Origin of the sequence: Paraoerskovia marina DSM 21750, from assembly GCF_000701465.1 — a bacterium.
Taxonomy (GTDB): Bacteria; Actinomycetota; Actinomycetes; order Actinomycetales; family Cellulomonadaceae; genus Paraoerskovia; species Paraoerskovia marina.
In genome coordinates, this window is sequence record NZ_JNIY01000003.1 from 213,963 (window position 1) to 227,510 (window position 13,548).

General features: G+C 70.9%; 10 protein-coding genes. 5 read left to right on the forward strand and 5 right to left on the reverse strand.

Going from position 1 to position 13,548, the window contains the following annotated elements; genetic code table 11:
- Positions 1–89: 89 nt before the first annotated feature.
- Positions 90–2,786: a phosphoenolpyruvate carboxylase gene (locus Q343_RS0101115; RefSeq protein WP_052366902.1), complete on the forward strand. Its 2,697-nt coding sequence runs from the start codon at positions 90–92 to the stop codon at positions 2,784–2,786.
- Between the two features lie 88 nt (positions 2,787–2,874).
- On the opposite strand, the gene Q343_RS0101120 is transcribed toward Q343_RS0101115, so the two are convergent.
- Positions 2,875–3,657, reverse strand: a complete 783-nt coding sequence (locus tag Q343_RS0101120) for a VOC family protein (protein WP_029251752.1) — start codon at positions 3,655–3,657, stop codon at positions 2,875–2,877.
- Positions 3,658–3,765: 108 nt separating this feature from the next.
- On the opposite strand from Q343_RS0101120, the gene Q343_RS0101125 reads away from it, so the two are divergent.
- The 4 genes from Q343_RS0101125 to Q343_RS0101140 all read left to right on the forward strand — a co-directional run bounded on the left by Q343_RS0101125 (position 3,766) and on the right by Q343_RS0101140 (position 10,538).
- Positions 3,766–5,235, forward strand: a complete 1,470-nt coding sequence (locus Q343_RS0101125; RefSeq protein WP_052366740.1) for an NAD-dependent succinate-semialdehyde dehydrogenase — start codon at positions 3,766–3,768, stop codon at positions 5,233–5,235.
- Between the two features lie 57 nt (positions 5,236–5,292).
- Positions 5,293–6,699, forward strand: coding sequence for an MATE family efflux transporter (locus Q343_RS0101130; protein ID WP_029251754.1), 1,407 nt, complete (start codon positions 5,293–5,295; stop codon positions 6,697–6,699).
- Positions 6,696–7,886 carry a ferredoxin reductase domain-containing protein gene (locus Q343_RS0101135; RefSeq protein WP_029251755.1) on the forward strand — a complete coding sequence of 397 codons (1,191 nt, stop codon included), beginning with the start codon at positions 6,696–6,698 and terminating at the stop codon, positions 7,884–7,886. Before Q343_RS0101130 ends, Q343_RS0101135 begins: the two co-directional genes overlap by 4 nt.
- Before the next feature lie 231 nt (positions 7,887–8,117).
- Positions 8,118–10,538: an immune inhibitor A domain-containing protein gene (locus Q343_RS0101140; protein WP_043109103.1), complete on the forward strand. Its 2,421-nt coding sequence runs from the start codon at positions 8,118–8,120 to the stop codon at positions 10,536–10,538.
- A 27-nt stretch (positions 10,539–10,565) separates the two neighbouring features.
- On the opposite strand, the gene Q343_RS0101145 is transcribed toward Q343_RS0101140, so the two are convergent.
- Genes Q343_RS0101145 through Q343_RS0101160 form a run of 4 tightly spaced genes read right to left on the reverse strand, consistent with a single transcriptional unit; the run spans position 10,566 to position 13,453 of the window.
- Complete coding sequence (locus tag Q343_RS0101145; RefSeq protein WP_029251757.1) at positions 10,566–11,033, reverse strand: VOC family protein; 468 nt, start codon at positions 11,031–11,033, stop codon at positions 10,566–10,568.
- Between the two features lie 13 nt (positions 11,034–11,046).
- Positions 11,047–11,406, reverse strand: coding sequence for a VOC family protein (locus tag Q343_RS0101150; RefSeq protein WP_029251758.1), 360 nt, complete (start codon positions 11,404–11,406; stop codon positions 11,047–11,049).
- 50 nt (positions 11,407–11,456) lie between these two features.
- Complete coding sequence (locus Q343_RS0101155; RefSeq protein WP_029251759.1) at positions 11,457–12,479, reverse strand: S66 family peptidase; 1,023 nt, start codon at positions 12,477–12,479, stop codon at positions 11,457–11,459.
- The gene (locus tag Q343_RS0101160; protein ID WP_029251760.1) at positions 12,476–13,453 is read right to left on the reverse strand and encodes a 5'-3' exonuclease; all 978 of its coding nucleotides are present in this window, start codon (positions 13,451–13,453) and stop codon (positions 12,476–12,478) included. The genes Q343_RS0101155 and Q343_RS0101160 overlap by 4 nt, the downstream gene beginning before the upstream one ends.
- Between the last annotated feature and the right edge of the window lie 95 nt (positions 13,454–13,548).

Sequence of the window (13,548 nt, forward strand, 5' to 3'; positions counted from 1 at the left end):
GGCGATACCGGGGAAGCCCACCGTGTGACACTCGGTCAGCCTGCGGACGAGGTCACCTGTCGGTCAAGGATTGATTTACCCTCTTGACCGTGACTGACAACAACGCAATCCAGGACACGGCGGAGGCAGGGCGTGTGCTCGCCCGGCACGACGTGCCGGATCCGCTGCGCGACGACGTCCGCCTGCTCGGCGGACTTCTCGGCACCGTGCTGGCAGAGTCCGGCGGTCAGGACCTCCTCGACGACGTCGAGCGTCTCCGCGAACTGACGATCAACGCCTTCGACGAGCGGGGATCCAGCAGCGACTCCCTCGCCGAGGCAGAGAAGGTCGTGGAGGGGTTCACGCTGGAGCGCGGCGAGCAGGTCGCCCGCGCCTTCACGTGCTACTTCCACCTCGCCAACCTCGCCGAGGAGTACCACCGCGTGCGCATGCTGCGCCTGCGGGAGTCGAGCGCGGACACGTCCGTCCCCGACGACACGCTCTCCGCGGCGTTCGAGCAGCTGGCCGAGGAGGTCGGCCGCGACGAGGCCCTGCGCCGCGTCCGCGCGCTCGAGTTCCGCCCGGTGCTGACGGCGCACCCGACCGAGGCCCGCCGTCGTGCGGTCTCTGGGACGATCCGCCGGATCTCCGTCCTCCTCGCCGAGCGGGAGAACCTCCACCTCGGAGGAACCTCACTCGCGGAGAACGACCGCACCCTGCTCTCCGAGATCGACACGCTCTGGCGCACGTCGCCGATCCGCGCGGCCAAGCCGACGGTTCTCGACGAGGTCAAGACCGCGCTCGGTGTCTTCGACGCCACGATGTTCGACACCTTCCCGGCGGTCTACCGCCGGCTCGACGACTGGCTGCTGCGCGAGCAGGCCGGCCGCGAGGAACCCCTGGCGCGGCCGTTCGTGAGCCTTGGCTCGTGGATCGGCGGCGACCGCGACGGGAACCCGAACGTGACCGCCGAGATCACGCGGTCCGCCGCGGCGCTCGCCTCCGAGCACGCCCTGCGCGCGCTGGAGGGCTCGGCCCGGCAGGTCGCCCGCAAGCTCACGCTCGAGGAGGCCGGGACCCCGCCGTCCGAGGAGCTGCTCGCGCTGCGCCAGCGCCAGCGCTCCCTCGACGGCTCGCGCAGCGACCACGTCGCGAGCGAGTCGCCCAGCGAGCCGCACCGGGCTGCCCTGCTGTTCGTCGCAGACCGCCTCGCCGCGACCCTCGCGCGCAACGCGGACCTGCAGTACGCCACCCCGGACGACCTCGAGGCAGACCTCGCCGTGATCCAGGCGTCGCTCGTCGCCGCCGGTGCACAGCGCGCGGCCTACGGCGACCTGCAGAAGCTGATCTGGCAGGTCGAGACCTTCGGGTTCCACCTCGCCGAGCTCGAGGTCCGCCAGCACTCGCAGGTGCACGCCGCCGCGCTCGAGGACCTGCGCACCAACGGCGTCCACGGCGAGCTCGAGGACCGTACGCGCGAGGTGCTCGACACCTTCCGTGCGATCGGCTCGGTCCAGCAGCGCTACGGCATCCGCGCCGCTCGCCGCTACATCGTGTCGTTCACCCAGGCCCCCGAGCACATGGCCGCGGTGTACGAGCTCGCCGAGTTCGCGTTCCCGGACCCCGCGGACGCACCCGTCATCGACGCGGTCCCGCTGTTCGAGACGTTCGACGACCTCGAGAACTCCGTGCCGATCCTCGAGTCGATGCTGACGCTGCCCGTCGTGCAGCGCCGCCTCGGCGAGAACGGCCGCCGCATGGAGGTCATGCTCGGCTACTCCGACTCCTCCAAGGACGTCGGGCCGGTCTCGGCGACGCTCTCCCTGCACGCCGCCCAGGCGCGCATCGCCGCGTGGGCCGAGCGCAACAACATCACGCTGACGCTGTTCCACGGCCGTGGCGGCGCCCTCGGGCGCGGCGGCGGTCCGGCCAACCGCGCGGTCCTCGCGCAGCCGGCCGGATCGGTCGACGGTCGCTTCAAGCTCACCGAGCAGGGCGAGGTGATCCTGGCCCGCTACGGCGACCAGGTCATCGGCGAGCGTCACATCGAGCAGGTGGCCGCGGCCACGCTGCTGCAGTCCGCGCCGTCGGTCGAGAAGCACAACACCGACGCGACCGAGCGGTTCACCGAGCTGGCGAGCCGACTGGACGCGACGTCCCGCGGGCGGTTCCACGAGCTGGTCAAGGCTGAGGGGTTCCCCCAGTGGTTCGCCCAGGTCACGCCTCTCGAGGAGGTCGGCCTGCTGCCGATCGGCTCGCGGCCGGCCAAGCGTGGGCTCTCGGTCAACTCGCTGGACGACCTCCGCGCCATCCCGTGGGTCTTCTCCTGGAGCCAGGCGCGGATCAACCTCGCCGGCTGGTACGGCCTGGGCACGGCGCTGGCCGAGTACGGAAACCTCGACGAGCTGCGCCAGGCGTACGAGGAGTGGCCGCTGTTCAGCACGCTGCTGGACAACATCGAGATGTCCCTGGCGAAGACGGACGAGCGGATCGCTGCGCTGTACCTCGCGCTCGGCGACCGCGACGACCTCGCACAGATGGTGCTCGACGAGCTGCGCCTGACCCGCGAGTGGGTCCTGAAGATCACGGGCAACGACTGGCCCCTGTCGGGTCGTCGGGTGCTGGGCCGTGCCGTCCAGCTCCGGTCGCCGTACGTCGACGCGCTCTCGCTGATCCAGGTCCGTGCGCTCTCCGCCCTGCGCGGTGGCGAGGACCAGGGCCTGAGCGAGGCGACGACGGACCAGCTGCGGCACCTGCTGCTGCTCACCGTCAACGGCGTCTCGGCCGGTCTGCAGAACACGGGCTGACCCCGGCGGGCCGATGCCCGTCCCACGAACGGCCCCGCCGGTCCTCGGACCGGCGGGGCCGTTCTGCGTCGTCCACCCGCGTGCCGGGTCAGGCGGGCGGGTTCGCGGCGGTGATGACCTTGAACTGGGCGCCCAGCGGGTCGGTGAGCACCGCCATCCGCCCGTAGGGGGAGTCCTCGGGCGCCATCGAGATGCCGCCCCCGAGCTCGACCGCCCGGTTGCAGGTCTCGTCGGCGTCGTCGATCAGGAAGTACACGCTCCAGTGCGCGCCGACCTTCTCGTCGAGCCACCCGGAGGCGTCCATGATGCCCGCGTGCTGGTCCCCGCCCTCGGGCTGGAAGACGCTGTACCGGAACTCGTCGGTGTCGCCCTGGACGTTGATCGTCCAACCCAGGACGTCGCGATAGAAGTCGATCGCGGCGGCGTAGTCGCGGGTGAGCAGCTCGTGCCACGCCGGGGCGCCGACCTCGGCGAGACGCCCGAACCCGTTGTGGCCCCGGGCCTCCCAGAGCCCGACGACCGCACCGGAGGGGTCTGTGACGAACGCGTTGGCACCGAACGCAGGGACCTCCATCGGGGGGACGAGGACCGTCGCGCCGGCCTGGGCCGACCGCTCGACGGCGTCCTTGACGTCGGCGACCTTGAGGTAGACGTTCCAGGCGCTGACGGGGTCGTCCGCGGCGTTGGGTCCGACACCCGCGATCGGGACGTCGTCGAGCGTGAAGGCTCCGTAGTGGCCGTACTCCTCGCCGTAGTCGAGGTGCCCCCAGCCGAACAGGTCGGTGTAGAAGGCGACGGTCGTGTCGAGGTCGGGCGTTCCCAGGTCGTTCCAGCAGGGCGCACCGACGGGCAGGTCTGGTGTGGCGGGCATGGCTTCTCCTCGTGCCGGGATTCTGACGCTACTCCGCCGGGTGAATCTCGTCGCGCGGAATCGTGGGCACCGCCTGCGAGTCGGGCGATCTCGTTCCAGAGTGGGGGCATGAGCTTCGACAGGATCTCGCACCGTCCCCTTCCCCCCGTACCCGACCGCCTGTGGATCGGCGGCGCATGGCGCACGGCGTCCGGCGGCGGCACGTTCGGCGTCGACGACCCGGCCAACGGGAGCGAGCTCGCTCGCGTGGCCGACGCGACGTCGGAGGATGCCGTCGCCGCACTGGACGCCGCCGTGGACGCGCAGGCGGCGTGGGCCGCGACCCCGCCCCGCGACCGCGGCGAGATCCTGCGACGCGGCTTCGAGCTCATCACCGACCGGACCGACGACCTCGCGACCGTGATGACGCTCGAGATGGGCAAGTCGCTCGACGAGTCGCGTGCCGAGATCACGTATGCCGCCGAGTTCTTCCGCTGGTTCTCCGAGGAGGCTGTCCGGGTCACCGGCTCGTACGGCGTGACGCCGAACGGTGCGGGCCGGATGCTCACCATGAAGCAGCCGGTGGGGCCGTGCCTGTTCGTCACCCCGTGGAACTTTCCGCTCGCGATGGGCACGCGCAAGATCGGCCCGGCGATCGCGGCCGGGTGCACGATGGTGGTCAAGCCCGCGTCGGCGACACCGCTGAGCATGCTCCTGCTCGCCGAGATCCTGGCCGAGGCCGGACTGCCCGACGGCGTGCTGAACGTCGTCACGACGCGGTCGACGGGCGAGGTCGTCGGCACCCTGCTCCAGGACTCGCGCCTGCGGAAGCTCTCCTTCACGGGTTCGACCGAGGTCGGGCGCTCGCTCGTCGAGCAGTCGGCGGCCAATTTGCTGCGCGTCTCGATGGAACTCGGCGGCAACGCCCCGTTCCTCGTCTTCGCGGACGCGGACGTCGAGAAGGCCGTCGACGGCGCCATGCTCGCCAAGATGCGCAACGTCGGGGAGGCGTGCACGGCCGCGAACCGCTTCTACGTGCACCGCGACGTCGTGGAGGAGTTCACGACGCGGCTCACGGAGCGCTTCGAGGAGCTGCAGCTGGGCCACGGGACGTCCGGGGCCGACGTCGGACCGCTGGTCGACGCCTCCACCCGGGACAAGGTGGCCGACCTGGTCGGGGACGCCGCCGAGCGCGGGGGAGTCGTCCGGACGGGCGGCGAGCCGGTCGACGGGCCGGGGTACTTCTACCGCCCGACCGTGATCGCCGACGTGCCCGATGACGCACGGATCCTCCGGGAGGAGGTCTTCGGCCCGGTCGCGCCGATCGTGACGTTCGACGAGGACGACGAGGCTGTGCGTGCCGCCAACGACACCGAGCTCGGGCTTACCGCCTACGTCTTCACCCGCGACCTGGACCGCGCGATCCGGGTCGCGGAACGCCTGGAGACGGGCATGGTCGGCCTGAACCAGGGCATCGTCTCCAACCCGGCCGCGCCCTTCGGGGGGATCAAGGCGAGCGGGTTCGGCCGCGAGGGCGGCGCGGAGGGGATCGAGGAGTACCTCGAGACGAAGTACGTGGCGCTCGCGACGGGTGCGTAGCCACCGTTCGGCGGAAGGTAAGGTTGGGCGAACCTAACCTCTCGTCTGGAGTCTTCGTTGAGCGACCTCTCCCACCCCGTCTCCGGCGTCGACGTCGCTCAGGAGGACCCGGCGGCGCCCGCAGGTGGCGAGCAGTTCCGTCGCAGCGGGCTGTTCCGACTGAGCTGGCCCCTGCTGCTCGTCAGTCTTCTGACGCTTCTCAGCGGGGTCGCCGACACGGTGATCCTCAGCCTGGCCTCCCCTGAGCTCAACGCCGCGGTGGCCACCGCGAACCAGATCCTGGGGATCCCGTACGACCTCACCGTGCTCTTCAGCATCGGTGCGCTCGTCGTGATCTCACAGATGCTCGGCGCCGGACGGTACGGCGCCGCCCGGCGCGCCACCGTCGTCGCTCTCCGCGCGACGACGGTTCTCGGCATCGCGATCGCGGCCGCTGTCGCGCTCCTCGGGCCCGTCGTGGTCACGGCGATCAACACCCCGCCCGAGCTCGTGGACGAGACCCTCGCCTATCTGTGGACGGTCGCCGGGGCGCTCGCGTTCAACGCGTTCATCGTCGTCGCCACCGCGGTGCTGCGGGCGTACGGCCGGACGGTCTCGATCCTCGTGCTGGGGCTGCTCGTCAACGTCGCGTATCTCGCGCTGCAGGTGCTGTTCGTCCTCGTCCTCGACATGGGCGCCGCCGGGGCTGCGCTGTCGACCCTTCTCGTCCGCGGCGTCGGCGTGCTCGTCATCGCCTGGCTCGTGCGCCGTCGGACCGGGATCCACCTGGCGAGCTCGGTCCCGCGGGACAGCACCACGGGCGGCGTGCTCCGGATGCTGCGGCTGTCGGTCCCGACGGTCCTCGAGAACGGGCTCTTCAACGTCGCCGTGCTCGGCGTCGTCGCCCTGATCAACACCCTGGGCTCCGACGCGATCAACGCCCGCTCGTACGTGCTGACCCTGACCGCACTGGTCACCGGCGTGGTCGGTGCGCTCGCCCAGGGCAACGAGACGATCGTCGGCTGGGACAAGGGCGACCGGTCGATCGAGCACGCGCGGCGGACGACCCTGCGATCGGTGGTCACCGCCGCGCTCGTGGCCGCACTGCTCGCCGCCGCGTTGTGGTCGGTGGCCGGCCCGGTCCTCTCGATCTTCGGTGCGAACGACGTCGTGGTGACCGAGGCGACGGGCCTGCTGGCCCTGAGCATCGTGCTGCTGCCCCTCTCCGCGACGTCCATCGTGCTGTTCTCGGCACTGCGGTCGACCGGGGACGTCGTGGCGCCGATGGCGTACTCGCTCGCCGCGACGTTCGTCGTCCTCCTTCCCCTGTCGTGGCTGCTGATCGACGGCCTCGGTCTCGGCCTGGCGGGGGCCTGGTGGGCGTTGATCGCCGCGGAGGCCTGCAAGGCCGGTGCTCTGGGCCTGCGGTGGATGCGCGGGCAGTGGGCGGACCGGCCGCGTGAGATCCGGCTGGCGGAGGCGTGAGCGACGTCCCGTCCGGGGCCGTCGGACTCGGAGCCGCCGTCGCCTCGCACCTGCGCCACGCGGCGCGGCGGGCGCTGCTGGTCGCTCCGCGCGGTGGTCCGCCCCGTGACCGTGCCTTCCACGCCTATGCGCGCGAGGTGCGTCGTCGGACGGCGTCAGCACCCACGAGTCTGCGCGTCGTCGGAAGCCGGGTCGTCGCCGAGGACGCCGTCGGTTCCATCGTGGAGATCGCGTTGCGCGGCCCGTCGGACGCCCGGACGGGGGACATGCTCTACGCGTGGTGGTCCAACTCGGCCGACGCCGTCCGTGGGTGCCACGCAGGCCCGGCGGCCGACGTCGCGTACTGGTCGACACCCGTGCCCGGTCGGCCGGCACGACGACGTCGCGCGAGTGCCGAGCACGTCCTCACCTCGGTGGTGGACCTTGCCGGGACACGGGCCGACGACGACGCCGTGCACGGCGGCGCGGCCGGCCTGCTGGCCGTGCGGCCCCGGATCGAGCCCCGGCTCTACACCGTCGCCGGGGTCCGTGACCTGGAGGACGGTGAGAGCGAGGTCCGGCTGCTCGTCACCCGCCGTGCTCACTGGCCGGCGCGGTCGGCCGCGCACCTGACGGGCCTGGGCACCGGCGACGTCGTCCGCGCGTGGGCACTGCCGCATCCGCACCGCACGCCTGTGCTGCGCGGTGCGACCGGGCCGGGACTCGCGGTGGCGACCGGCTCGGGCCTGGCGGGTGTCCTCGCCACCCTGCGCGAGCACGCGCTCCTCGGTTCGTGCGCCGAGCCGGCGGTCGGCCGGCTCGTCTGGGGCTCCCGGGCGGCTCCGGCGCAATGGCTGCTGGACGAGCTGCGCGGGTATGTCGACACCGGGGTGCTCGGACGTCTCGACGTCGTCGGCGGCAGGGGGGGCAGACCGCCGACGCGTGACGGACGTCCTTGGAACATGTGCCGACGAGGTCCGCGCGTGCGTCACGGACGGCTGGGTCTACGTGAGCGGGCACCGCGAGATGGCGGCGTCGGTCGACGCCCTGGTGCGGCGGGTCGCCGGGGACGCCGCGGTCGATGCGGGAGCCGCACGGCTCCACTACGTCGAGTCGGCGTAGATCGCGACCCGCCGCGCGGCGTGGCGTCCGGCCGAGCGGGTGAATCTCGAGTGGCGAGGACCGCGAACGGTCGGCATCCTCTCTGAGGGGCATCGGTCGATGCCTCGGCCGACGTGAGCAGGGGGCCCGTCGGATCCTTGGTGTGATCCGACATATCGCTCAAACTATTGCTATCAGTAAAAAATGTGTAAAACCTGTGTAGATCGCTATGTGATCCAGGTCGCACGTGCCTACCGTGAGGTGCCCCGCACGGGGCTGCCAGGCCGGCTGCTCCCTACCAGGAGGGCTGCCGGATTCCTCAACATGGAGGTACTGCTGTGCAGAGAAGATTCATCGGAGGCCTGATCGGGCTCTCCCTCGTGGGCACGTCTGCGCTTGCCGCAGGTGCCGCGTTCGGCGCTCCGGCCGCCGAACAGCCCGGCGTCTCCTCGCCGGACACCGCGCCGCCGTCGGACGACCTGCCCAACCCGTTGGCAGAGAAGCGGAACGAGCTGCGGGAGACCGCCATCACGGGGGTGCTCGACGGCGAGCTCACTCCCGAGGTGGTCAACGGCAGCAAGGTGGTCAAGGTCGGTGAGTCCGTCGAGGGTGACGACTCGCTCGGCAAGGACGGGCCGAAGATCAGCCCGCAGGCCGTCGGCTCCGCCAAGGGAGAGGCCAAGGCCTCCGACAAGCAGAAGAAGCAGTCGCAGTACGTCGAGCTCGAGCGCGAGGCGACCGACCGGATCTTCGTGATCCTGGCCGAGTTCGGCGACGAGCGTCACCCCGACTACCCCGACCAGGACACGGACCCGACGACGCCCGGACCCCTGGTCTTCGACGGACCCCAGGTCAACCAGATCCCCGAGCCGGACCGCTCGAAGGACAACTCGACGATCTGGCAGGAGGACTTCAGCCAGGAGCACTTCGACGACCTGTACTTCGGCGACGACGAGTCGCTGCGGACCTACTACGAGACCCAGTCCTCCGGGCGCTACAGCGTCGAGGGCACCGTGACGGACTGGGTGAAGGTCCAGTACAACGAGGCACGCTACGGGCGCTCGAACGGCTTCCCGTGCGCCTCCACCACGTGCTCCAACGTCTGGGCCCTGGTCGACGACGCCGCGCAGCAGTGGGTGGCCGACCAGAAGGCCGCCGGGATGACCAACCGGCAGATCAAGGAGGAGATGCAGTCCTTCGACCAGTGGGACCGCTACGACTTCGACGGTGACGGCGACTTCAACGAGCCGGACGGCTACATCGACCACTTCCAGATCGTGCACGCCGGCGGCGACCAGGCTGACGGTGACCCGCAGCAGGGTGAGGACGCGATCTGGAGCCACCGCTGGTACGCCAACCAGGTGTTCAACGGGACGGTCGGCCCGGAGACGAACCCGCTCGGCGGGTTCCAGGTCGGCAAGACCGGGATCTACATCGGTGACTACACGATCCAGCCGGAGAACGGCGGACGGTCCGTGTTCTACCACGAGTACGGGCACGACCTCGGCCTGCCGGACGACTACAACGTCCTCTCCGGCGGCGACAACAACAACGAGCACTGGACCCTGATGGCTCAGAGCCGCCTCAACGACGAGGGTGAGGCCCTCGGCGAGCGTGGCGGCGACCTCGGGGCCTGGAACAAGCTCCAGCTCGGATGGCTCGACTACGAGGTCGTCCCCGCCGGGCAGAAGCGCAACCTCGTCCTCGGGCCGCAGGAGTACAACTCGAAGGACGCACAGGCGGCCGTCGTCGTCCTTCCGAAGAAGGAGATCACCGCCGAGCTCGGCGCCCCGGCCTCCGGTGAGCAGCAGTTCTACAGCGACACCGGCGACGACCTCGACAACTCGATGAGTCGCGAGGTCACCGTGCCCGCCGACGACGCCACCCTGTCGTTCAAGGCGCGCTACGACATCGAGGTCGGGTACGACTACGCGTTCGTCGAGGTGAACGACGGCTCCGGCTTCGCGGCGGTCGACACCAGCATCTCCACCGACGCCACCACCAACGGCATCGACGGGACGAGCCAGGCGTGGACCGACGCGACGGCCGACCTCTCCGAATACGCCGGCCAGACGGTCACGCTCCGCTTCCGGTACGTGACCGACGGGGCCGTCGCGGGCAACGGCGGCGACGTGCCGTCCGGCCTGTTCGTCGACGACATCACGCTGGGCGACCTCAGCGACGGTGCGGAGGACGGCCTCGCCGGCTGGGACTCCGACGGCTTCCTCGCCGTCGGTGCAGAGTCCACCGAGGACTTCTCGCACTACTACATCGCCGGGCAGCGGTCGTACACCTCGTACGACCAGTACCTCGAGACCGGGCCGTACTACTTCGGCTACACCGGGACCGACAAGCCCGACTTCGTCGACCACTACGCGTACCAGGAGGGTCTGCTGATCTCCTACTGGGACACGTCGTTCGCCGACAACGACACCTTCGCCCACCCGGGCCAGGGCCGAAACCTCATCATCGACGCGCACCCGCGCCCGATCTACCAGCTCACCACGGGTCAGCCGTGGCGGGCCCGCGTGCAGGTCTACGACGCTCCGTTCAGCAAGACGAAGGCGGACTCGTTCACCCTGCACCAGAACGGTGAGGCGAACTACATCCGCGGTCAGGCCGGCAACCCGGTCTTCGACGACACCGACAAGTACTTCTACGAGGAGCTGCCGAACCACGGCGTCAAGCTCCCCGGCGTCGGGGTGAAGATCAAGGTGCAGAACGAGAACGGATCGACGATGAAGATCAAGATCAGCTGATCCTCGTCACGTCGGCGGCGGCATCCCTCAGGGGGTGTCGCCGCCGTCGCGTGCTGCGCGCAGGACGGCGAGGTCGATGCGGTTCATCTGCATCATCGCCTCGGTGACCCGCGCGTTCGCGGCGGGGTCGGGGCTCGACATCAGCGAGTAGAGCTCCGTCGGGACCACCTGCCAGGACAGTCCGAACCGGTCCTTAAGCCACCCACACTGACTCTCCTGTCCGCCGTCGGCGGTGAGGATCTCCCAGTAGTGGTCGGCCTCATCCTGCGAGTCGCACGGAAGGATGAACGACACCGCCTCGGTGAACCGGAAGTGCGGACCGCCGTTGATGCCGTTGAACGGGCGCCCCATGAGCGTGAAGTCCCCGGCGAGCACCGAACCGTCGGGGTTGCGGACGACGGAGCCCAGCTCGCTGTCGGGGAAGATCGAGGCGTAGAAGGCCGCCGCCTCCTCGAAGTCGTCGTCGAACCACAGGCTGGGGGTGATGGTCTGCATCGTCGTCCTCGTCTCAACCGGCCGGGGGCTGCCAGAGCTCGATGCGATTGCCCTCGGGGTCGGACACCCAGCCGAACCGCCCCACCCCGTCGAGATCCTGCACGTCCTCGTCCACCGCGGCGCCGTGCCGACGGAGCTGGGCGAGCATCGCGTCCAGGTCGCGGACCCGGAAGTTGACCATCGTCTGCTGCGCGGGGCCGCCGAAATAGTCGGTGTCGGCCGCGAACGTCGCGAGCACCGTGGGCCCCGCCTCCTGCTGCCAGAGCCCGTGGCCGTCGACGTCGACCCCGAGCACGTCGCGGTACCAGGCGATCAGCGCATCGGGGTCCGCAGCACGAAGGAAGTACCCGCCGACGCCGAGGACGTGCTCCATCTCGTCAGGATCGCACCCGCCCCGCACGACCGCGCGCGGAACGAGGCGCGTCAGACCAGGCGCTGCTCGATCGTCGAGCGCTCCGACGAGTGCACGACGCGGGCGAGACTACCGTTGACCAGGGCCAGGTGCGGCGGGACGTGGCCGCAGTCGACCCCGCCGATCAGCGGGATGCCGAGGTCTCCGAGCGCGTGCCGTGCTGCGTCGTCGTGCGTGAGGTCAGGGAGCTCCTCGCCCCGCGTCGTGCCCAGGAGCACGGCGTTCGCGTGGTCGAACCACCCGGCGTACCGCAGGCCGAGGAGCATCCGGGAGACGTCGGACGCGTCCGACCGGGACGACTCGAGGTAGACGACGAGCCCCTCCGGCGCATGCTGCTCGGCAAAGGCAGAGACGTCCCCGAACGGTGTTCCCGTCAGGGGCGAGACGGTCTCCAGGCATCCGCCGACCAGGCGACCTTCGACGTCGACCTCGCCGGACCCGTCCAGCCGCCGCCAGCCGCCCGGTGTCTCGAGCGTGTACTCGGCGACGTCCGGGTGGGTCGCGTAGTCGTCGAACCCGGAGCGGCGGTGGAACGGCGCCGACCCCTGGGTCAGCACCGAGCCGGCCGGGGCGGTCGCGACGTCGAGCCACGAGAGGAGCGGGCTCGGCACCCGGTAGGGGGTGTCCATGAGGTTCTGGCCGTAGAGCGACGCCACCCCGGTGCGCAGCGTGAGCGGGAGGAGGATCGTCGAGACGTCGGAGTACCCGACCAGCCACGTCGGGTCGGCGGCGAGCGCGTCCCAGTCGAGTCGGGGCAGGAGGTCGATGGCCGTCGCGCCGCCCCACGGCGGGACGACGGCGCGGACGTCACCGTTCGTCATGAGCGCGGTGAGCTCCCCGCCGCGCGCGTCCGCAGCGCCGCTCGTCAGGCCCGACCCATCCATCAGGTCGCCGACGCGGACCGTGAAGCCTCGGTCCTCCACGGCGGTGACGGCCACCGCGAGCCGGGCTGAGAGCTCGTCCGGCACGCCCGCCGACGGTGAGGTGACGCCGACGGTGTCACCCGGTGCGAGCGGGCGCGGGTAGCGGATCATCGGTCAGCGGACTCCAGCGCGGCAAGCACCCGTCGGACGCTCGTGCCGAGCCCCCAGCGGTCGCTCAGGCGCTCCAGCGCCGCGGGGTCGGCGGGTGTCGCGGGCAGCGTGTCGTCGAGGTCACCGACGGGAACGTCCCGGACGACCTGGACGACGGTCGGTGCCGCGTCGAGATAGTCGGCGGCTTCCGTGAGACGGGTGCGCTGCGTGGCCGTCAGGCCCCGCTCCTCGGCGTCGTCCCGGGCGCGCAGGATCCCGTCGAGGTCACCGAACCGGTCGAGCAGCGTCGCCGCCGTCTTCTCGCCGATGCCGCGCACGCCGGGCAGACCGTCCGACGGGTCCCCGCGCAGGGTCGCCATCTCCGCGTACGCCTGGCCGGTCGGCACGCCGTACTTCTCGGCCAACCGGGCCTGGTCGACCACCTCGAGGTTCTTGATGCCACGCGCCGGGTACAGGATGCGGACGGCTGCGTCGTCGTCGACCAGCTGGAACAGGTCCCGGTCCCCGGTGACGACGTCGACCGGAGTCCGCTCCGCCGTCGTGCGGTCGGAGCCTGCGGCGACTTCCCGGGCGACGAGCGTGCCGATGATGTCGTCGGCCTCGAAGCCCGGGCTGCCGACCCGCGGAATCCCGAGGGCGGCAAGCACCTCGGCGATCACCGGGATTTGCGGTGTCAGGGCGTCGGGGACCTCCTCGACGTCGCCGCCGTCCGCCCGCGCGCCGACGCCGCCCTCGGCCACGCGGTGCTCCTTGTACGAGCCGATGGCGGCGACCCGGAACGCCGGCCGCCACTCGTCGTCCCAGCACGCCACGAGGCGCGTCGGCTCGTGGTCCGTGACGAGCGTCGCGATCATGTCCAGCAGCCCGCGCACCGCGTTCACCGGCTCGCCCTGCGGCGAGCGCAGGGAATCGGGCACGCCGTAGAACGCGCGGAAGTACAGGCTTGCGGTGTCCAGAAGCAGCAGGCGGCTCATCTGCCCACGGTAGCGGGTGGCGGCTCGACGATCCCAGGCTCGAAGTGCTGGTCCTGCACGCGGTGACCGTCCACGCGTTCCAGTCGTACGCCCCC

Excerpts from the sequence above, each read along its gene's own strand:
- Q343_RS0101120 (WP_029251752.1), bottom strand. The coding sequence starts at position 3,657 with ATGCCCGCCACACCAGACCTGCCCGTCGGTGCGCCCTGCTGGAACGAC.
- Q343_RS0101125 (WP_052366740.1), top strand. The coding sequence starts at position 3,766 with ATGAGCTTCGACAGGATCTCGCACCGTCCCCTTCCCCCCGTACCCGAC.
- Q343_RS0101145 (WP_029251757.1), bottom strand. The coding sequence starts at position 11,033 with ATGCAGACCATCACCCCCAGCCTGTGGTTCGACGACGACTTCGAGGAG.
- Q343_RS0101150 (WP_029251758.1), bottom strand. The coding sequence starts at position 11,406 with ATGGAGCACGTCCTCGGCGTCGGCGGGTACTTCCTTCGTGCTGCGGAC.
- Q343_RS0101155 (WP_029251759.1), bottom strand. The coding sequence starts at position 12,479 with ATGATCCGCTACCCGCGCCCGCTCGCACCGGGTGACACCGTCGGCGTC.
- Q343_RS0101160 (WP_029251760.1), bottom strand. The coding sequence starts at position 13,453 with ATGAGCCGCCTGCTGCTTCTGGACACCGCAAGCCTGTACTTCCGCGCG.